Annotated in this window: 19 protein-coding genes and 1 tRNA gene; 10 read left to right on the top strand and 10 right to left on the bottom strand. The window is 59.1% G+C overall.

Features of this window, described 5'->3' with window-relative positions:
• Positions 1-73: 73 nt before the first annotated feature.
• Positions 74-165 (bottom strand) — tRNA-Ser (locus tag IEV58_RS07400).
• A 72-nt stretch (positions 166-237) separates the two neighbouring features.
• Between IEV58_RS07400 and IEV58_RS07395 the strand changes: the two genes are divergently transcribed.
• Entirely contained in the window at positions 238-1032 is a 795-nt protein-coding gene (locus IEV58_RS07395; protein WP_188409010.1) for a cobalamin-binding protein, read from the top strand.
• 3 nt (positions 1033-1035) lie between these two features.
• Here IEV58_RS07395 and IEV58_RS07390 read toward each other — a convergent pair whose 3' ends face one another.
• The 5 genes from IEV58_RS07390 to IEV58_RS07370 all read right to left on the bottom strand — a co-directional run bounded on the left by IEV58_RS07390 (position 1036) and on the right by IEV58_RS07370 (position 5533).
• Complete coding sequence (locus IEV58_RS07390) at positions 1036-1305, bottom strand: SEL1-like repeat protein (RefSeq protein WP_188409009.1); 270 nt, start codon at positions 1303-1305, stop codon at positions 1036-1038.
• A 342-nt stretch (positions 1306-1647) separates the two neighbouring features.
• Positions 1648-2349 carry a glutathione S-transferase N-terminal domain-containing protein gene (locus IEV58_RS07385; protein WP_188409008.1) on the bottom strand — a complete coding sequence of 234 codons (702 nt, stop codon included), beginning with the start codon at positions 2347-2349 and terminating at the stop codon, positions 1648-1650.
• A gap of 219 nt (positions 2350-2568) precedes the next feature.
• A complete protein-coding gene (locus IEV58_RS07380) occupies positions 2569-3075 on the bottom strand; it encodes a copper chaperone PCu(A)C (RefSeq protein ID WP_188409007.1) in 507 nt (168 codons plus the stop codon).
• Between the two features lie 450 nt (positions 3076-3525).
• Entirely contained in the window at positions 3526-3996 is a 471-nt protein-coding gene (locus IEV58_RS07375) for a GNAT family N-acetyltransferase (RefSeq protein WP_229729232.1), read from the bottom strand.
• A 76-nt stretch (positions 3997-4072) separates the two neighbouring features.
• Positions 4073-5533 carry a CYTH and CHAD domain-containing protein gene (locus IEV58_RS07370; protein ID WP_188409006.1) on the bottom strand — a complete coding sequence of 487 codons (1461 nt, stop codon included), beginning with the start codon at positions 5531-5533 and terminating at the stop codon, positions 4073-4075.
• Positions 5534-5730: 197 nt separating this feature from the next.
• Here IEV58_RS07370 and IEV58_RS07365 point away from each other — a divergent pair, with 197 nt between their 5' ends.
• On the top strand, positions 5731-6594 hold the full coding sequence (locus IEV58_RS07365; RefSeq protein ID WP_188409005.1) for a DMT family transporter: 864 nt from the start codon (positions 5731-5733) through the stop codon (positions 6592-6594).
• A gap of 51 nt (positions 6595-6645) precedes the next feature.
• Positions 6646-7041 (top strand): VOC family protein, encoded by a 396-nt coding sequence (locus IEV58_RS07360; protein WP_188409004.1) that lies wholly within the window; start codon positions 6646-6648, stop codon positions 7039-7041.
• 146 nt (positions 7042-7187) lie between these two features.
• Here IEV58_RS07360 and IEV58_RS07355 read toward each other — a convergent pair whose 3' ends face one another.
• Positions 7188-8267 carry an alkene reductase gene (locus IEV58_RS07355; protein ID WP_188409003.1) on the bottom strand — a complete coding sequence of 360 codons (1080 nt, stop codon included), beginning with the start codon at positions 8265-8267 and terminating at the stop codon, positions 7188-7190.
• Positions 8268-8307: 40 nt separating this feature from the next.
• Positions 8308-8955 (bottom strand): DsbA family oxidoreductase, encoded by a 648-nt coding sequence (locus IEV58_RS07350; protein WP_188409002.1) that lies wholly within the window; start codon positions 8953-8955, stop codon positions 8308-8310.
• 145 nt (positions 8956-9100) lie between these two features.
• On the opposite strand from IEV58_RS07350, the gene IEV58_RS07345 reads away from it, so the two are divergent.
• Both IEV58_RS07345 and IEV58_RS07340 read left to right on the top strand, forming a co-directional pair.
• Entirely contained in the window at positions 9101-9433 is a 333-nt protein-coding gene (locus IEV58_RS07345; RefSeq protein WP_188409001.1) for a four-helix bundle copper-binding protein, read from the top strand.
• A gap of 68 nt (positions 9434-9501) precedes the next feature.
• Positions 9502-10194, top strand: coding sequence for a protein-L-isoaspartate(D-aspartate) O-methyltransferase (locus IEV58_RS07340; protein ID WP_188409000.1), 693 nt, complete (start codon positions 9502-9504; stop codon positions 10192-10194).
• Between the two features lie 156 nt (positions 10195-10350).
• On the opposite strand, the gene IEV58_RS07335 is transcribed toward IEV58_RS07340, so the two are convergent.
• Positions 10351-10953 (bottom strand): GntR family transcriptional regulator, encoded by a 603-nt coding sequence (locus IEV58_RS07335; protein ID WP_188408999.1) that lies wholly within the window; start codon positions 10951-10953, stop codon positions 10351-10353.
• Positions 10954-11206: 253 nt separating this feature from the next.
• Positions 11207-12637 (bottom strand): amidohydrolase family protein, encoded by a 1431-nt coding sequence (locus IEV58_RS07330; RefSeq protein WP_188408998.1) that lies wholly within the window; start codon positions 12635-12637, stop codon positions 11207-11209.
• A gap of 329 nt (positions 12638-12966) precedes the next feature.
• Between IEV58_RS07330 and IEV58_RS07325 the strand changes: the two genes are divergently transcribed.
• The 5 genes from IEV58_RS07325 to IEV58_RS07305 all read left to right on the top strand — a co-directional run bounded on the left by IEV58_RS07325 (position 12967) and on the right by IEV58_RS07305 (position 18785).
• Positions 12967-13866, top strand: a complete 900-nt coding sequence (locus IEV58_RS07325) for an oxygen-binding di-iron domain-containing protein (RefSeq protein WP_188408997.1) — start codon at positions 12967-12969, stop codon at positions 13864-13866.
• A gap of 16 nt (positions 13867-13882) precedes the next feature.
• Positions 13883-14725, top strand: coding sequence for an oxygen-binding di-iron domain-containing protein (locus tag IEV58_RS07320; protein ID WP_188408996.1), 843 nt, complete (start codon positions 13883-13885; stop codon positions 14723-14725).
• 115 nt (positions 14726-14840) lie between these two features.
• The gene (locus IEV58_RS07315; protein WP_188408995.1) at positions 14841-15911 is read left to right on the top strand and encodes an ABC transporter ATP-binding protein; all 1071 of its coding nucleotides are present in this window, start codon (positions 14841-14843) and stop codon (positions 15909-15911) included.
• A gap of 1 nt (position 15912) precedes the next feature.
• Entirely contained in the window at positions 15913-17673 is a 1761-nt protein-coding gene (locus IEV58_RS07310) for an ABC transporter permease (RefSeq protein WP_188408994.1), read from the top strand.
• Positions 17670-18785: an ABC transporter substrate-binding protein gene (locus tag IEV58_RS07305; protein ID WP_188408993.1), complete on the top strand. Its 1116-nt coding sequence runs from the start codon at positions 17670-17672 to the stop codon at positions 18783-18785. Before IEV58_RS07310 ends, IEV58_RS07305 begins: the two co-directional genes overlap by 4 nt.
• Positions 18786-18953: the final 168 nt, after the last annotated feature.

Genomic DNA, 18953 nt, shown 5'->3' with positions numbered 1-18953 from the left:
ACTGCTGAGGACGCTCGCGGGCGGCCAAGTGCGGCAATCGGCGGCGATTGGCGTGCCCAGAGGCGGACTGAAGTGGCGGAGACGGAGGGATTCGAACCCTCGAGACCCTTTTGGGGGTCTGCTCATTTAGCAAACGAGTGCCTTCAGCCTCTCGGCCACGTCTCCGGCGCGGCAAGCTATGCCGAGATCGGCGGGAATGGTCAAGGCATTGCGCGTGACTTCCGCTATCTTCCCCGCATGTTTCCGCCAAACCGAATCGTCTGCCTGACCGAAGAAACCGTCGAAACGCTCTATCTCCTGGGCGAGGATCCAAGGATCGTCGGCGTGTCCGGCTATGCGGTGCGCCCGCCGCGCGTCCGGCGTGAGAAGCCGCGCGTTGCGGCGTTCATATCGGCGGATATCCCGAAGATCCTCGCTCTGGAGCCGGACCTTGTCCTGACATTCTCGGATCTGCAGGCAGATATCGTCGCGGCCCTGATCAGGGAAGGCGTCGCGGTGCACGCCTTCAACCAGCGCGACATTGCCGGCATCCTTGCCATGATCCGCACCCTCGGGCGGCTCGTTGATGCCGGTTCCGCAGCCGATGCGCTCGCCGAAGAGCTCGCAGCGAAGCTGGAAGCTGGGAAGATGCGGGCGGCTGCCCTGCCCCGCCGGCCTCGTGTTTATTTCGAGGAGTGGGACGAGCCCATGATCTCGGGCATCGGCTGGGTGTCGGAGCTGATCACCATCGCTGGTGGCGACGACGTGTTCGCCGATCTTGCCACACAAAAAAGCGCGAAGGACCGCATCATCGGCCTTGAGGATGTGGTCGCGGCGAAGCCCGATATCGTGATCGGCTCATGGTGCGGCAAGAAATTCGTGCCCGCGCGTGTCGCGAGCAGAACCGGTTTTCATGACATCCCCGCCGTCCGTGACGGCGAACTTCACGAGGTGAAGTCCACCATCATCCTGCAGCCGGGACCTGCCGCGTTGACCGACGGGCTGGCGGCGCTTGAAGCCATCATCCAGACATGGGCACGCCGGCAGAACTGACGGTCAGTGGGTCGTCAGCCATTCCCGGGCGGCGCGCTGGGCCGCGGCGACCTCTTCCGGCGCCATCTCTTCGGACAGCTCGCGCCGCATGCGAGCAGCGTCGCGTTCGCCCTTCAGCGCCGCGATGTTGAACCACATATGGGCGGCGACCCGATCAAGCGGGACCGAACGGCCGCTCGAATACATCAGGCCGAGACGAATATACATGTCGCTGCCGGCGACCATACCGCCAATGGCAGCACTCTCAGTGGACAGAACATCAAAGCGGGCCATTTTCATCCCCCTATCATTTGCACCGCGTCCTGCGGCTGGCGGATCATCTCTCCTGATCCGGCATCAGCTTGCCGCAGCGCCTTGAACGCCCTCTTAAAAACTTGCCTTAATAAGGCGAAAACAAAGATCAAATGCCCGGTAAATTTATCTTTTTGCTTACCTATTCTGACCCTGCATCTTCAACAATTATTCGATTTCGTCCGCAGGAGCACTTTTCGTTTCAGGTAAGACTTCACCAACCATAACTTCCGAAAGGATCCGTAGCAGACTGCCTTTGGCCTTGGGGCAGCTGCCGCAAGGTTGATGAGGAGCTGGGCGCGCAGGCCCAACTCCTCACAGGTTTCAGCGCGCCCGTTGGTTGAACAGGACCTTCTGCGCGTCCTTGTCGGTGGCAAGATCGGTGCGCAGGTCAGCGCCGATCTCCAGTCCGCGTTGCACCGCGGGCTTGGCAAGCATGCGGTCCAGCCAGGCCTTCAGGTTCGGAAACTCCGAAATGTCCTGGCCCTGCTTCTCCCATCCCTTCGCCCAGCCGATGCAGGCGATGTCGGCGATGGAATAGTCACCGGCGAGATAGTCCCTGTCGGCGAGGCGCTTGTTCATCACGCCGTAGAGCCGGTGCACCTCGTTGACATAACGGTCGATGGCATAGGGGATCTTCTCAGGGGCATAATTGCGGAAATGGTGGGTTTGGCCCGCCATGGGTCCGAGGCCGCCCACCTGCCAGAACAGCCACTGCTCGACGTCGACCCGCTCACGCTCATCGGCCGGATAAAGCGCTCCGAACTTTCGGCCGAGGTACTGAAGGATCGCGCCCGATTCGAAGATGGAGATCGGCTGGCCGCCCGGCCCTTCCGGATCAACGATCGCCGGCATGCGGTTGTTGGGCGAGATGGCGAGGAACTCCGGCTTGAACTGATCACCCTTGCCGATGTTCACGGGGTGCACCTGGTAAGGCACGCCCGCCTCTTCCAGATAGATACTGATCTTCCAGCCGTTGGGCGTGGGCCAGAAGTAGAGGTCGATGGGCTTCGATTGCGTCGCCATGTGAAAGCTCCGATGGAAAAAGCACGCGAGACTCGCGGTGCGTCGCCCATGAAGCTAGGAACCCTGCCCCTCAGGGGCAAGGACGACAGGTGCATTTCACGCGAACGATCAGTTGGGCCGAACCGCGATGTCTTTGAAGAACAGCCCCAGAATGACCCCTTCGGGGATCAACTCGTTTTCTGAAAAAGCGGCGGCTTGGAGAGCCACCGCTTTTTCTGGTCAGTGGCTGTGGTGGTGATCGTGGGACTGGGCTGCTTTGCCGCCCTTCGATCCCATGCCCGCTACGGCAAATTCCACCTCCACTGTGCCCGCTTTTTCAAACACGAGCGTGCCTTTGACCCGCTCGTTTTCAGAGAGGCGGTTCTTCAATTCCTGGAACATGATGTGCAGTCCGCCAGGGGCGAGCGTCACGGTATCCCCAGCGGGAATGGTCAGTCCGCCCGCCAGTTCGCGCATGGTCATGGTGCCGTCGGTCACCTTCATCTCGTGGACTTCGAAGCGCCCGGCACGCTCGAAGCTGCCGCCCACCAGCCTGTCCGGCTCGGTACCGGTGTTGGTGATGGTTAGGTAACCGGCGGCCACCCTGGCGCCGGCGGGGGTCGCGCGCGACCAGGGATGGCCGATCTTGAGCGAGCCGGCCTCATAGCCATGGGCGAAAACCGCGCTCGTGGTCATGGCGAGAACAGCGAAGGCGAGCGCCAGCTCGCGGCGAGACATGCAAAACATTGGATCATCTCCGGGGGCATCAGCCCCTTCTAAAACGGGAATCGAAAGCTCAGGTGCCGGTCGATCCCGCAGGAGGCGCACGGGGCGCGAAAGGCGTAACGGATCGCTGACGGCTCGGTCCCCTCCCCTGGTAGGCCGCGACGTTTACGCCGATAAGCCGAGGGCTGTGTTCAACCGCCAGAAACGTCGCAGGCGGGGGCGGAATGGTCCCGGCGAGCGTCGCGCACATGGCTCCGCAGGGACAATCGGCGCCGCCGTGGGCAGGTTCATCCAAAGGCGCGGCAGATGCTCCGGAGCACAATGCGAGCGGAACGTGTGAACCGCCGATGTGACCCGCGGCATGAGCCGCGCCCACCAGCCCTGTCAGAACGGTCTGCAACAGGACGACATAGGTGAGCGCGACCGCGAGGGAGCGGCGGAGCATCAGCAGGACGGGCGGTCGGGCGCGGATCATAACTTCAGCTTGAAGCCTTCGTGACTGCGGGCAAAACCCAGCCGCTCATAAAAGCGATGGGCATCGCCGCGCACCTTGTTGGAGGTGAGCTGCAGCATCCCGGCCCCCTGTCTCTCCGCTTCGGATCTTGCGAAGGCCATCAGCCGCGCGCCAAGGCCCTTGCCCCGTAGCGAAGCGTGAACACGCACCGCCTCCACATCCGCGCGCGTCATCCCGCGCTGGGACATGCCGGGGATCAGCGTCAGCTGAAAGGTGCCGACCACCTGATCTCCGAGGAGGGCGACATAGAGGGTGCTGGTGGGATGTGCGGCGATTGCATCGAAGGCGCGTTCATAGTCAGCCAGCCCCTCGGAGGACGTATTTTCGCGGCTCGCCCCCAGCTCATCATCGGCCAGCATCTCGACGATGGCAGGCACATGGTGCCGCTCCGCAGGCCGAATATCGATTGTCACATCGCCGCCCATCATCAAGGCCTCCTGTACAACGGGAGGCTTCTAGCCGGTTTTGCTGGTGCGCACCACGGGGTATGCGCGCCTCAGCTCATCAGCGCCAGAATCGCTTGGCATCCACGAGCGCGTCGTAGCCATCGGCGGCGGCATCGAGAACCCGGTCCCTACCCTCTCCCGCCAAAAGGAGCGCTGCAGCCGGTACATCGTGCAGACCCAGTTCACCAAGGACCTCAGGAGCGGTCGCGAGATCATTCAGTTCTCCGAGATGATCCTGCAGCTGCTTCAGGGCATCGACGAACTGCCGGTAGCGACGCTTTTCGCGCTTGCCCTTATAGAGAGAGGCGTAAAATTCGCTGGCGTAGCGGAGCTTCTTGGCGGCCTTCCTGAGTTCATGGCGTTCCTCATCTGACGCTTCCGCCAGATGCGCGCCCAGCTTTTTCACCTTCTTGCGCAAGCGATCCAGAGCCTCGGCCGCGAACTGGCTGATCGGCAGATGGCGCACGTCCTCGCCGTCGGCCTGTTTCAACCAGCCTCCAGCAGATATCCACTCGGCGAGGTCGATCATGAGGTCACGGCTGCGCTGTGCCATCAATGTGGTGACAAGGGAAGCATAGGCTTCGGCGCGCGCCCCTTCGAGCTTGCCTTCTACGGAATTTCTGGGAACGCGATCGATCAAGACGTCGAGATTTCGTACCTCGCCCAATTTGGCGGCCAGCCACCGAAGCTCTCCGCGCAGGTGATCGGATTGATCGTCAGCCAGCATGGCTTTATGAATTGAAAGGGCAGATCGCAGTCGCCGCAGAGCGACGCGCGCCTGATGCACCACCTCGGCATCATGCCGTTCGAGAAGCAGCGTCTCGTTCAGGCGGAACTGGCGCAGGCACGATCGGGCAAGATGCTGAAAGGCGGTCGCCGCATCCATATCGGCATCGAGAGACATCGCCTCGGCCTTGATGTGCCGCGGTGCCGGGCCGAGCAGCCGATAGCCGCGCTCCGATTTGCTGAGCACGTTGAGATGCACCGGCACATGGAGGTTCATCTTGCGGGCCGTGGCGAAAAGCGCGGCCGCCGAGCCCGCCTTCTGTTCCAGCTCCACCTCGCAAATGGGCGATTGGCGTTCGCCGGGCACCGCAACATGCCCCCGGTCGAGCGCGATCTCCATCGTGGTGCCGTCGTCTTCCAAATCCCAGACCCGGCGTTCGATGATGATCTCGAAGATCGGTGTGAGCTTGTCGGCCTTGTCGCCCAAAAGGGTTCTGATGGGGGTGGAACTATCGAGAACCGGCACGTCCCCCTTCACGCTTTGCTCCCATTCGGGCCGCACGAACAATCCCGCGGCCTTTCCGCCGTCGGCTTTTACGGTCTGTACCGTCTTCTCCCCGTCCGTGCGGATGCGAAGCGACAGTCCCGCCTTGGACAGGTCGTGATCCGGTGTATCGAAATAGAGCGACCTTTGCCGAACGGTTCGCGGCTCTGCGGAAAACAGCCCGGCCCTTTCCAGCTTATCGGCAGCGTCAGGCGACAGCTCCAGCTTCAGTTCGATTTCATCGCCCACACATGTCTCCGACGCTTACGCATGTGACCAGCTTGTAGCCTTGTAGTTTGACAGAAATTAAACGTCAGGCGCCGCCAGCTGCGTGACGGCCCCGCACCTTAGACCTGAATCCCTGCAATACTTTGTAACGGAGTGCTGCCAATCCGATTCAGCGTATAGGATCGACGTGACAAAAGCGTGAGGACGCCCAAAGCCATATGAATCCTGCCCTGCTTGCCGTGCTTTCGACGGCGGTCGCGCCCGTGTTCTGGGGCACGACCTATATCGTTTTCACTCAGACACTGCCGATCGAGCACCCCCTGCTGGTTGCTGCCCTACGCGCCCTTCCAGCCGGAATCCTTCTCATGCTGGCAGGCGCGGGATTGCCTCCCCGCGACAAGCTCCTGCCGCTCGCGGTGCTCGGTTTTGCCAACATCGGTTTTTTCTTCGCTCTGCTGTTCTTTTCAGCTTCGCGGCTGCCCGGCGGCATCGCGGCAACGCTCAGCTCGGCCCAACCCCTGATCGTGACTTTTCTCGCCTGGCCGCTCCTGTCGCGCCGGCCCGCTCCCGTCCAGATCGCAGCCGCTTTCGCAGGCATGATCGGCGTTGCGCTGCTCGTACTTGATCCGAATGCGCGGCCCGATTTCATGGGCGCGCTTGCCGCTCTCGGCGCATCGGCCTCCATGGCTGTCGGCACGGTACTGACCGAACGATGGGGTCGCATGGGGACCGCCCTGCAGCTGGCAGCCTGGCAGCTGACATTGGGCGGTGCGCTTCTCATCCCGGTCGCCCTCGCCATGGAGGGGCTGCCGCCCGTCCCCGAACCGCAGAACCTTCTCGGAATGACTTACCTCGTTCTGGTCGGGACGGCTCTTGCCTATTGGCTGTGGGTGCGGGGGATTTCACGGCTCGGAGCCAACGTCGCCTTTCTCGGCCTGATCAGCCCGATCGTCGCCACCCTGCTCGGCGCGGCGATGCTGGGTGAATTTCTGACTGTCTTGCAGGCTTTGGGCATCGCTCTGGCTCTCGGCTCATGTTTCGTTGGAACGATGTTCGCCAAGCGCCCGCGCCCATCGAAGTAATTTTATCTGACGATCGATCAACGATGTTAAACCGCAGATGGGGGAGACGAGATGTTTGCTTATGCGATGCTTGGGACCAATGATCTTCCGAAGGCGCTCCGGTTCTATGACGCACTAATGGCGCTGCTCGGACAGGAACGATGCTGGACCGGAGAAAATGAGGCGTCCTGGGGCGCCCTCGACGCGCAGGGTGTTGGCTTTTGCGTCACGCGTCCCTTCGATGGCGAGGCCGCACGTGTCGGCAACGGAGTGATGCTCGCCTTCAAGACGCCGACGGCCGAACTGGTGAAGACCCTTCATGAGACGGCGCTTGAGATGGGCGGCACGAGCGAGGGAGCGCCAGGACTGCGTCCCCACTACGGAGATGGATTTTACGTCGCCTATGCCCGCGATCCTGATGGCAACAAGATCGCCTTTGTCTGCTATGACGCAACGGAAGGCGCTTGAAGATCTTTCGGTGTTCAGATCACGGCCACCCTTTTCTGGCGAACGGCAAGATCACAATGCGCGGGCCGGCACCTGTCCGGGTGTCGGCCGCGAAGGTCGTGAACTGAAACAGGCGGCGGCAAAATCTTAAGTTCGCCGGCCCTCTGTCACGCCATGACCGGATAATCCGTATAGCCCTCGGCGCCGCCGCCATAGAGCGTGGCTTTGTCGAGCTCGTTCAGCGACGCTTTGCGCTTCAGGCGTTCGACGAGATCCGGATTGGAGATGAAGTGCCGGCCGAAGGCGATGAGATCGGCACCGCCCGAGGCAATGGTCTCGGCCGCATTGGCGAGGTCGTAGCCGTTGTTGGCCATATAGGCATTGCTGAAGGCGCGCCGCAGCGAGGCATAGTCGAACGGAGCAATATCACGTGGGCCGCCCGTCGCCCCTTCGATCACGTGAAGATAGATGAGGCCGAGCCTGTCGAGCTCCTTCACGATGTGGTCGAACAGAGGCTGCGGATTGCTGTCGGAAATGCCGTTCGCCGGCGTCACGGGCGAGATGCGGATGCCGGTACGCTCGGGGCCGACCTCATCGGCAACAGCCTCCGCGACCTCCAGCATCAGCCGGGCACGGTTCTCGATCGAGCCGCCGTAGATATCGCTTCGCTTGTTGGCGCCATCCTTGGCGAACTGATCGAGAAGATAGCCATTGGCGCCATGGACTTCGACGCCGTCGAAGCCAGCCGCGATGGCATTGGCCGCGCCTTTGCGAAAGGCCTCGATGATGCCGGGAATTTCGTCGAGCTCCAGCGCGCGGGGCTCCGATGTTTCGACGAACTCATTGTCGACATAGGTCTTGGCCTCGGCGCGGATCGCGGAGGGCGCCACCGGCGCGCCACCCTGCGGCTGCAGCTTGGTGTGGGATATGCGGCCGACGTGCCAGAGCTGAAGGAAGATGCGGCCGCCGGCAGCATGGACGGCCTGTGTCACACTCTTCCAACCTTCCACCTGCGCATCCGAATAGATGCCGGGCGTGTCCTGATACCCCTGGCCTTGCTGGGAGACCTGCGTCGCCTCGGCAATGATCAGCCCCGCTGTGGCGCGCTGGGCATAATATTCCGCTGTGAGTGGTCCCGGCACAAAGCCCGGCTGCGCCCGATTGCGGGTGAGCGGCGCCATCACGATCCGGTTCTTGAGCGTGATCGGTCCAAGGTCAAAACTGTCGAACAGCCGTTCGTTGCTCATGGCTGAGCCTTTCTGATGGAAGACAGGAGGAGGTTGGGGATTACAGATCAGCGGCGATGCCGCGCAAGGCGCTTTCGAACGCCTCGGGCGGCTGACCGCCGGAGATCAGGTAACGTTCATTGATGACGATGGCCGGCACAGACTGAATGCCACGCGCCTGCCATAGATACTCGGCTTGCCGCACCTCTTCGGCGTAGCGGCCGGAGGACAGGACCTCACGTGCGGCCTCGCCATCGAGCCCGGCATTGGCGGCCGCCGCGACCAGCACATCATGATCGGACGGATCCAGGCCGTCAGTAAAATAGGCTTTGAACAGCCCGTGTTTCAGCTGCGGTTGCCGCTCCTGCAGCGCCGCCCAATGCAGCAGGCGGTGCGCGTCGAAGGTGTTGTAGATGCGGCTGTTCTCGTTCATCGCCATGACGAAGCCGACATCAGCCGCCCGCTCCCTGATCATCTGCCGGTTTGCCGCCGACTGCTCGGGCGAGGAGCCGTATTTCTCGCCGATATGCTCGGCGATGTTCTGCCCTTCCGGCGGCATGGCCGGGTTCAACTCAAACGGCTGGAAGATGATGTCGGCGGTGACGAGATCCGCCGTCCGGGAAAGCGCTTCTTCAAGCGATTTAAGGCCGATGATGCACCAGGGGCAGGAAACGTCGGAAACGAAATCGATTCTGATCGGTTTTGGCATCGGGTGACCCTCATTGCTGAGGCTGATGTAAGGAGGAAACTTCGGTTTCCTATACCTCTTTAGTCGTGGAGAGGCACCGGTGGAACAAGCGCGTTCGGATTGAGTTAGCCCTCACAGGCACAGTCCGACCACCCGGAGAAGCCCTATGCATCACATCGCACCCGAGATGAAAGCCTGCATCGATCAGTGTCTCGACTGCTATTCGACCTGTCTGTCGACCGCTATGGGCCATTGCCTGGAGATGGGCGGTCCACATACGGAAAAGGCCCATTTCACACTGATGATGGCCTGCGCGGAAATCTGTCGCACCTCTGCGCATTTCATGCTGATCGGAACGCCGCATCACAAGCATACCTGCGCCGAATGTGCTGAAATCTGCGCGGAATGCGCCAGCGACTGTGAACGGATCGGCGATATGGACGCCTGTGTCGACATCTGCCGACGCTGCGCGGACTCGTGCCGGAAAATGGCGGCCTGAACGGTCCCTACACGGAACGCGCTGGCGGAGAGACGCAGGAGACAGAGCGAGCAAAAGGTGGATCAGATATGCCGGATCAACCTCGCGCACGTCGGCAAATGGTGGAAGACCAGATCGCGCGGCGCGGCATCACGGATGTCCGTGTGCTGGATGCCATGCGATCCGTGCCACGGGAAGTGTTCGTCGAGCCCGGCTTTGAGGATTTTGCTTACGACGACGCGCCTCTGCCAATCGGGCACGGCCAAACCATCTCCCAACCCTATATCGTCGCATTGATGGCGGAGGCTGCGGAGATCAAACCCTCGGACCATGTCCTGGAGGTGGGTGCGGGATCCGGCTATGCGGCGGCGGTTCTCAGCCTCATGGCCAGGCAGGTCCATGCCATCGAGTGGCACAGGGGTTTGGGCGAGGCGGCTGAACGGCGGCTGCGCAAGCATGGCTTCAATAATGTCGAGTTGCGCGTCGGAGACGGCACCAGCGGCTGGCGCGAGGCTGCGCCCTTCGACGCGATCCTCGTGGCAGCCGGAGCACCTGCCGCGCCGGAGGCCCTGAAGAAGCAACTCAGGATCGGCGGACGTCTGATCATTCCAGTGGGCTCTGAGGAACGCGAACAAAGCCTGCTGAAGATCACCCGGATAGGGCCAGATGACTTTCAGCAGGATGATCTCGGCGAGGTGCGCTTTGTGCCGCTCGTCGGCGAGCAGGGTTGGGCGATCGGCAGTTCGACGCCTCTGTCTGGTTCGACAAAACGGAAGCCGTGACGCCCCTCGGGCCGCAGCATGCACGGAGCGGCCGGCGGAGACCTATCCCTTCAGGCTTTGACGCCTTTCGCCATCGGTTGGTTTCATGAGCACCAGCCACTTGCTCGGACCTCGCCTCCTTATCCGTGCCATTCCAGCGGGTAGGCAGGCAAAGCCCTAAGCCATCAGGCGCGCAGCTCCCGATGTGACGATCCTCTCGACGCATTCACGAGCGTCCTTGGGGTTCTTCGCTGCAAGCGCATCGTAAAGCCGCTGGTAATTGACCTCCAACGTCTCATCACGCGAGCTAAAGGCATAGAAAAGCCTGAAGGAAGGCGCGCACTGCAACCAGAGGCCTTCAATCACGCGCACCAGCGCCGGCATTTTCGATGCGGCGTAGACGCCGAACCGAAAGTCGCGACCAACACTCATGGTTTTTCGGAGCTCATTCGCCTTTGAAGCAGCCAGGAAGGTCGTCAGACAACGCTCAAGCTTGGCCAAATCGCGCTTCGTCGCATTCAGGGCTGCGCGTTCCGCGGCAAGACCTTCCACAGCGACACGGATATCGCACAGCTCACGATAGCGAACCGGGTCGAACAAAGGCACCCGGGCGATCTGTCCAGGAATCAGTTCAAAGGCGTGTTCTGCTGCCAGGCGCGACAGTGCTTCCCTGACAGGCGTGACGCTTGTGCCCAATGTCGCGGCCAGCGAACTCAAGGAGATCCGGTCACCCGGCCCGAACCTTCCATCCAAGAGAGACATGCGGATTTGCCGCTCCACCTGCGTGGAAAGGTTCTCCCGCGCACTTCGCTTGAGACGGTCAACGGGAACCAGCTGGATTTCACCAAGCGTACTTATATGGCCCATCAGCCCTCACCTTCTCTCCTGCAACGGAGGCAGCTCATCGAAGCAAAAGCACCAGTCACGGGCGCCATCATCACCTGGACGTTCCAGAGGCGAAGATGCGATTGCCATTGGAAGCTGCATATCTGCTACCACTCGCTAGGGTAAGAAGACCCGGTTATTTATCTGTTCAACTCAACGCACGACCGTTAATGGTTGCATCTGAAATCTTCCGATGCAGGTATTGGCCTGCTCCAGCTTTGCCCCTCATCTCCCCCTTATCGACGACGACGCTGCCCCGCAGCACCGTCAGGCAGGGCCAGACTGCCACCTCGAAATCCTCCCAGGGCGAGTAATCGCTCTCGTGCATTTCCGCTGCTTTGAGCCGCCGCCGCAACGCCGGATCCAGAACCACTATATCGGCGTCGCTGCCAGGTGCGAGAACGCCCTTTCGCGGGTAAAGGCCCAGTATCTTGGCGGCGTTGGTCGATATGAGATCGGCAAATTTCGATAAAGCATAACCCCGTCGCTCTACCATTTCCGTGTACATCACGGAAATGCGTGGCTCTACGCCAGCATTGCCGCCCGTGGTATCGTCGATGCGGGATCCCTGGAGCTTCTTCTGGAGGGAGCAGCAGAGTTCATCGGTTGCGATGGTATCGATTGTTCCATCATCCAGCCCCGTCCAGAGGGCAAGCCGGTCCCCCTCCGACTTGAGCGAGGGGTAGGTGTGATAGATCTGACCGTTTGCCCTTTTGTAGTCCTCGTCACTATACATGACATACTGATGCAATGTTTCGCCATATATCGGCAATCCATTGCCTCTGGCGCTTCGAATAGCCTCAACGCCGGTTCCGGCGCTTACATGCATCATATAAAGAGCCGTGCCCGGGGTCTGCTGTGCCAGACGAATGATGCGCCGGAACGACAGGTCTTCCGACAACGCATTGTGCACCTCGGACAAAAACTGGAAATGCGTGCGGTTCTCTCTAAAGAGCTTGTCATACATATGCATGACAATGTCGTTGTCCTCGGCATGAATGACGCCAAGTCCACCCTCACGGGATAAAACCTTGAATATCTCCCATATACTTCCGTAATCGACCATTCTTCCACGACGGCTGGGTGTTATGTCCGTGGTGAATATTTTTATCGTTGGATATCCAGCCTGTATGGCCTCCGCGACCTCTAATGGAAGGTGCGGCGGCAGCTTGCCCTCCACCATGATGTGGTAGGAATAGTCGCAATAGCATTCTCCCACCCATTCGCGATCACGCTGTTCAATAGTTTTCTGGATGGTTTGATCTGCTACGCGTCTTGCAAAATCGATAATTGTCGTCGTCCCGCCATGCAGCGCCGCGCGACTGACGACCGCGGGGGGGTCGGAAAGGCCAGCGGTGCCGTCCGGATTCGGGATAAACCAGGAACAATGGACATGCGGATCTATTCCACCGGGCAGTACGATTTTACCGGTGGCGTCTATGAAGCGAATGCAGTCGCTTTCGTTGATCGAACCTGAAGCTCCCACCGCAGCGATGGTCTCTCCCTTGATTGCAATATCGAAGGCGCCGGTTCCATGCGCGGTAACGGCACAATCAGTTCGAATTACGAGATCGAACACAACATCCTCCGACCCATGACCAGGATGTCTTAAGCCTAGCTCCAATCCGCTGCGCCAACAATCTCGTATATAGGAGACGATCTCATCTAAGGGCCACACCGCTTGCTTTTCTATGTTTAACTAACTGATTTATATGTGCAAAAAGTATGCACACTGTAAAAAGTCGGATATACGATATATCGACTGTTGACAATCTGGCGGACCTCACCAATGCTCAGTTGCAACAAAGGGGCGCGGGTTTTCTAGCCGCAGATCCAACGACTAAAGTCGGTGAGGTCGCCTGACCTACACGGCTACGACGGGGACAATAAAACCGTAGGAGATCACGTATGGATGTACGTGAGCCGGCTGCAGGGCCGTGCCAAGGTGCAGCAACCGATGTCACCGCACTGCCCGGACACAGGGGCGGCACCGAGGTATTCTCCTTTGCTGATCCGACGCTTTTCCGCCTCGGCGATACCGTGCCGCTCGACGGCAGGATCAGTTGGGCGCCGCGGATAGAGGGGCACTTCCAACCGATCAACTGCTACTTGGTAAAAGAGGGAAGTGTCGGATATCTGATCGATACCGGTGTGGCCGCTCACCGGCAAAGGATTATCGATCAGCTTCGGCGTGTAGACAGCGACATAAAAGAGATAAGCATATTCTTCACGAGAGCGGAGCTTGACTGCTCGGGCAACTTTGCAAGTCTGTATAAGACCTTCAACGTCACCGAGGTCATATCTGGCGCAATTCGAAATCCTTTCGATTCCTACGATGAACTTTCCAAGCTGTCCAACACCGAGATAAGACGTCAAAACCTGCCTTTATCAGGCGTTGAGGACATGCAGATTGGTTCGTCCTCCCGGCTGCGCTTGATCCCCGCACATATCCGGATGCTCACGACCTACTGGGCTTACGACAGCGTGTCCAAGACGCTGTTTTCTTCCGACGTGTTCGGCCACACCTCTTGCAAGGGTGAGCAGGACTCCATCATCCTGGATGAAGAGGCGGCGGATCACACAACAATCAACTCCGTCGGCGCTCACCTGTTGGAGAAATTCGGTTGGATGGCTCTCGCCGACAACAGGTATATGCGCAACTGGGTCGAGAAACTGTTCGCAGACTACGACATCGAACACATCGCTCCGACGCATGGATGCATAATATCCGGAAAGCGATCGGTGATGAAGCACTTATCATATCTGATGGATGCTCTTGACCAGATCGGTCTCAAGGAACAGCACTGATTAGCGGGAGGTGCGAATGGGTGGCGTGCATCACAACTATCCTCGAGAGATAAACGAGAACTTCGCCTGGTTAGGCGCTTGTCTTGAGACGGTTTTCCATGGCCAACAATACCATCTTCATATGGGAGTTTACCTTCTCGTTGGCCAACAAAAGACAATGCTCATCGACACCGGGACGCCAACTTACTGGCCCGCGATATCCGCACAAATCGAAACGGTAATCGGCGATCGGCCGATCGATTTTGTGTTTCCCACCCATCCGGAAATTCCTCATTCGGCTGCCCTCCCCCTGCTGCTTCGCAAGTATGAGAAAGCGCAGGTTCTGTGTGATGCCAGGGATTACCACCTCCTTTATCCTGAGTTCAGCCAAAGGATCATACATACGGAGCCTGGTGATGAGGTCGATCTTGGCGACTTGAAAGTAGAATTTCTCCCCGCCCTGATCAAAGACCTTCCGAACACGCTCTGGGCGTTCGAACATAAGCACAAGATCATGTTCGTCTCTGACGGATTCTCGTTTCTTCACCGAGGATCACGCCCGCTCGACGAGGATGCCGGTCACAAGGAGGGCGAGTGCACAATGCTGACCTCCGAGTTCGGCGAGCCGCTGAACCCGCAAAATGCGACGTATCTGCTGCAGGCGGCATTGTACTGGACCAAGTTCGTAAATGTATCAAAGCTATTTGGGCCAATAGACGAGCTGATGGAAAAGTATCAGCCAAGATATATCGCACCGGCGCATGGCAACCTCATCGATGATGGATCTGAGGTTGCCCCCGTTATACGGCAGATGCACAAAAATACCTATGATAACGCAAAAAAGAACAGACTAGAGACATCAGTCACATACGCTGTCTAGCGTTCGCCAGTACTTTTAGCGCGCCAATTGTCGTTCCGCGATCGCTGCTCGCGACCGGACGTCCGTCCTGCTCAGAGAAGGAAGAGGTGATCACGTGCGTAAGAGCTGCAACATTATGAACCTGCAGAAAAATTTCGGCAGTTTCACTGCTGTCGCTGATCTCACGCTCGACATCGATGAAGGTGAGTTCATCGTCATGCTGGGACCGAGCGGCTGCGGAAAGACGACGACGCTCCGCCTGATCGCGGGACTTGAGAAGCCGGATGCGGGATCGATCACCATCAACGGCCAGGAAATGTTCAATGGGGCGCGCAAGACCTTCGTTCCCCCGGAACGTCGCGGCATCGGCATGATGTTCCAGTCCTACGCGATCTGGCCGCACATGACCGTGTTCGAGAACGTGGCCTACCCTCTCCGGGTGCGCAGGCTCCCGAAAAGCGAGATTGAGGAGCGCGTCAAGGGCGCGCTTCGGGTCGTTGGGTTGGAAACGGCGATGGAGCGCTCCGCGACATTGCTCTCCGGCGGCCAGATGCAACGGGTGGCGCTGGCACGGGCGATTGTCTTCGAGCCGCAGTTGCTTCTCTTCGACGAGCCGCTGTCCAATCTTGATCTGAAACTGCGGGAGCGGCTGCGCCTTGAACTGAAGGATCTGGTCAGACGGACCGGCCTCACCAGCATCTATGTGACGCATGATCAGCTGGAAGCGACCGAATTGGCGGATCGGATCGTGGTGATGGATGGCGGTCATGTGGTGCAGGTCGGCACCCCCGCCGAGCTATACAGAACGCCGAAGACCCGGTTTGTCGCCGAATTCATCTCGTCGGCCAACATCTTCCCGGCGACCATCTCCTCAAAGGCGGCCGACGGTCTGCAGCAGGCATCAACGTCCTGCGGGCGCATTCTGACCGGAAGCGCCGAAAGATCCCTACCAGTCGGGCAAAACGTGGATGTCGTCATTCATCCCGAAGACTGCGAACTTTCCAAAACCGCCACCTCCGAGCGATGCGTGGAGGTCAAGATATCGACGGTCCGCTATCAGGGGACGGCGACCCGCTACTGCGTGGATTGGCAGGGCAGCCCCTTTGAGGTCGCGGCTCAAGGGACAGTCAGTGGTTTTGCAGACGGCGAGCGCGCCTATCTTCATCTGCCGCCGGTGAACGCACGCTTCATTCCAGCGGAGTTGTGAAATGTCTGTTGCAACTCGTCTTCGGACCGAGCCGGATGGGTCAACCGGAACGCTTTCCCTCCGACTGACACCGGCGAGCATTGCCCAATGGGTTCTGCTGCCCCTGTTTCTCCTCGTATTGGCCGTTCTTATCCTGCTTCCGGTTCTTGTTCTGGTGGTCGGATCTTTTCTGGCAGAGCCGCCGCGCGCATTTCAATTCGACCTGAGCACCGCCAGTCTGGCGAACTATTACGAAGTTCTCCGGGATCCGGAGTTTGCCGAGATGGTGTACAACACTATCGTTGCGGCCATTATCGGGACTGTGGGAGCGGTCCTCGTTGGCCTGAGCCTCGCCTGGGTGTCTTCCAGAACCAACACGCCGGGACGGAAATTCATCGAATATTCTGCCGTTCTTCCCATGATGGTTCCACCGCTCGTTGGCGCTTTTGCCTGGGACATATTAGGATCGCCGCAAAGCGGCATGCTGAACGTCCTGCTGAGATCGGCAGGCATCGATATGGGGTTCAGCATCTACACGATGTGGGGCATCTGCCTCGTATTCGTGATCTACTATTCCCCTTATGTCTTTCTTTTCACAAATGCCGCATTAAAGAACGCCGATGCCAGCCTTGAAGAGGCTGCCTCCATGTGCGGCGCCAGCCGGCTTCGCGTCATCCTGCAGATCACCCTGCCGCTCGTGCTGCCGGCGATTCTTTCCGCGGCGCTCATGGTTCTGGTGCTGCTGATCGAAATCTTCGCCATACCTGCGGTGTTGGCCGAGACCGCCAACATCAAGTTCATCTCCGTGCAAATCTGGAAGATGATCGGTTTCGCGCCGCCCAAGGTCAATCAAGCGTCAGCGCTCGGTGTGATGCTCATCACCATCACCGTTGTCCTAGTTCTGATCCAGCAGAAACTGACAAGCAAACAAAGCTTTGTGACGGTTTCCGGAAAAGGCTCACGGCCGCGTGTCATGGAGTTCGGCTGGACGAAGTGGATCTTCACGATCCTGTCGCTGACCTATATCTTCATCGCCGTCGTTCTTCCGCTGATTTCCCTGCTCTATGTCTCCGTCAAGGGAAGCCTCTTCTTCTCATCCGCGGAGCAGATGCTCGACACGTCGGATTTCACGACCACCTACTACTCCGACGTCCTTGCCGATCCGGTGATTTCGCATTCGATGATCAACACGCTTCTGGTCTGCGGCGGCACCGTAGGACTTGGCGTCTTTCTCTATTTCGCGGTCGCCTACCTCATTCACAAAACCAACCTCAAAGGCAGGCGGATGCTGGACATCATCTCTGTCCTGCCGGTCGCGGTCCCGGGGATGATTATCGGTCTCGGCTATCTCTGGTCCTGGATCAGCATTCCCATAGGTCTCTATGGGACGCTGATGATCATTATTCTCGCCTACATATCCCAGTTCACGCCGCAGGGCTCGCGAGCGATCGGTGCCTCCCTGGTCCAGATTCACAGGGAGCTCGAGGAGAGCTCGCGGATGTCAGGCGCGGGTTTCACCTATACGCTGCGGCGCATCGTATTTCCGCTCGCGCTTCCGGGGATCTTCGCGGCCATCACGCTGTTGCTCGTGCTGTCATTCCGCGAACTGGCGACCGCCCTATTCCTCTACACAGCTAAAACGCAGGTCTTCTCTCTGGTGATGCTGGATTTGTGGCTAAGGGGATCCACGAACTATGTCGCCGTTCTTGCAATACTACAGGTGTGCGTTCTGCTTGTAATTTATGTATTGGGCAACGCCCTCAAACATAAATACGAGAGATGAGCATTTGTTTCTTTCTCTACCCCCCTCGAACTCCGCGAGAAGGACAAGTCATGACATTCAAACGACTGCAGAAATTTACAATGACCGCCGTTCTGGCCGCGGCCCTTCCAGGTTACGGCTTTGCACAGGAGGCAGATGCTCTCAACGTTGACGGCGAGATGATCGGGACGCCCGAGCTCATGGCCGCCGCCTGCAAGGAGGGTGAAGTTGTCTACTATACCGCTCAATCCGATGGAGACGAGCGTCAGATCGTCAAGACTTTTCAAGAACGCTTTCCTTGCATAAGCGTCTCGGTGGTGTCCGCCGCGACGGGCCGGCTCTATGAGCGCGTAAAAACCGAGGCGCAGGCCAAACAGACCTTCGGCGATGTGCTGATCCTTTCCGACGAAGTGCTGGCCCAGAACCTCGTCGATGCCGGTCTCGTCCGCGACTGGACCCCGCCATCCGCCGCCAAATACGATGAAACCTTCAAGGTGGAAGGGAAATGGTACTCGGGCTCAGGTCAGTTGATGTACCCTGTCTACAACAAAAACCTGGTGAAGGGCGACGATATTCCCAAAAGCTGGAAGGATCTTGCCAATCCGAAGTTCAAGGACAAGTTCGCATTCTTCCCCATATCTGTCGGAGGCACATCATGGATGGTCTACGCCTTCCTCCTCGATCACTATGGTGAAGACTTCCTGAAGGAGCTGAATACGCAGTCTCCCAAGATGTTCACGACCTATAACACGGTGATGCTGAACGTGGCGCGCGGGGAATCCGAGATCGGCGTATCTTCGTCGGTCAATGAGTATGTCGTACGCGTCAAGCAAAAGGCGCCGGTCGTTCCGATCTATCCCGCCGAGGGCGTGCCTTTCGTGAAATTCCCGATGATGCTTTTGGAGGGCGGGCAGAACCCCAGTGCTGCCGAACTGTTCGGGAACTGGTATCTCTCCAAAGAAGGACAGACCGCTCTCGTCAACGTTCGCGGAGCAAACTCAGCGCGTCCTGACGTGGAGTCAGCCCCTGAGAACCCGCCGCTGTCGGAGGTGAAGATCTGGGGACTGTCGAATAAAGTACTGAGAGAGCGTTATGACGGCGTCATCTCTCAGGTGCAGAAAATCATCAACTGATCCTCACTCGCCATTGGTATCGGCCCTCATCTCATGCATGGGGGCCGATGCCTGCTCGACAACCGTCGCTCCGATAACCCAACGGCCCCGCCGGATATCAAGATCATCGGTGATCATGCAGCCAAGATCAGATGCGATGGGTGCCGGTTCCGCCGAAGGCCACCTTCA

The sequence above is a fragment of the Agaricicola taiwanensis genome, from assembly GCF_014635245.1.
Lineage (GTDB): Bacteria > Pseudomonadota > Alphaproteobacteria > Rhizobiales > Methylopilaceae > Agaricicola > Agaricicola taiwanensis.
The sequence above is the reverse complement of the archived record's forward strand: the minus strand, read 5'-3'. Positions and strand labels throughout refer to the sequence as shown.

Excerpts from the sequence above, each read along its gene's own strand:
- IEV58_RS07310 (WP_188408994.1), top strand. The coding sequence starts at position 15,913 with ATGTCTGTTGCAACTCGTCTTCGGACCGAGCCGGATGGGTCAACCGGA.
- IEV58_RS07395 (WP_188409010.1), top strand. The coding sequence starts at position 238 with ATGTTTCCGCCAAACCGAATCGTCTGCCTGACCGAAGAAACCGTCGAA.
- IEV58_RS07360 (WP_188409004.1), top strand. The coding sequence starts at position 6,646 with ATGTTTGCTTATGCGATGCTTGGGACCAATGATCTTCCGAAGGCGCTC.
- IEV58_RS07350 (WP_188409002.1), bottom strand. The coding sequence starts at position 8,955 with ATGCCAAAACCGATCAGAATCGATTTCGTTTCCGACGTTTCCTGCCCC.
- IEV58_RS07365 (WP_188409005.1), top strand. The coding sequence starts at position 5,731 with ATGAATCCTGCCCTGCTTGCCGTGCTTTCGACGGCGGTCGCGCCCGTG.
- IEV58_RS07320 (WP_188408996.1), top strand. The coding sequence starts at position 13,883 with ATGGGTGGCGTGCATCACAACTATCCTCGAGAGATAAACGAGAACTTC.
- IEV58_RS07340 (WP_188409000.1), top strand. The coding sequence starts at position 9,502 with ATGCCGGATCAACCTCGCGCACGTCGGCAAATGGTGGAAGACCAGATC.
- IEV58_RS07305 (WP_188408993.1), top strand. The coding sequence starts at position 17,670 with ATGAGCATTTGTTTCTTTCTCTACCCCCCTCGAACTCCGCGAGAAGGA.
- IEV58_RS07385 (WP_188409008.1), bottom strand. The coding sequence starts at position 2,349 with ATGGCGACGCAATCGAAGCCCATCGACCTCTACTTCTGGCCCACGCCC.
- IEV58_RS07355 (WP_188409003.1), bottom strand. The coding sequence starts at position 8,267 with ATGAGCAACGAACGGCTGTTCGACAGTTTTGACCTTGGACCGATCACG.
- IEV58_RS07390 (WP_188409009.1), bottom strand. The coding sequence starts at position 1,305 with ATGGCCCGCTTTGATGTTCTGTCCACTGAGAGTGCTGCCATTGGCGGT.
- IEV58_RS07380 (WP_188409007.1), bottom strand. The coding sequence starts at position 3,075 with ATGTTTTGCATGTCTCGCCGCGAGCTGGCGCTCGCCTTCGCTGTTCTC.
- IEV58_RS07345 (WP_188409001.1), top strand. The coding sequence starts at position 9,101 with ATGCATCACATCGCACCCGAGATGAAAGCCTGCATCGATCAGTGTCTC.
- IEV58_RS07325 (WP_188408997.1), top strand. The coding sequence starts at position 12,967 with ATGGATGTACGTGAGCCGGCTGCAGGGCCGTGCCAAGGTGCAGCAACC.
- IEV58_RS07375 (WP_229729232.1), bottom strand. The coding sequence starts at position 3,996 with ATGATGGGCGGCGATGTGACAATCGATATTCGGCCTGCGGAGCGGCAC.
- IEV58_RS07315 (WP_188408995.1), top strand. The coding sequence starts at position 14,841 with ATGAACCTGCAGAAAAATTTCGGCAGTTTCACTGCTGTCGCTGATCTC.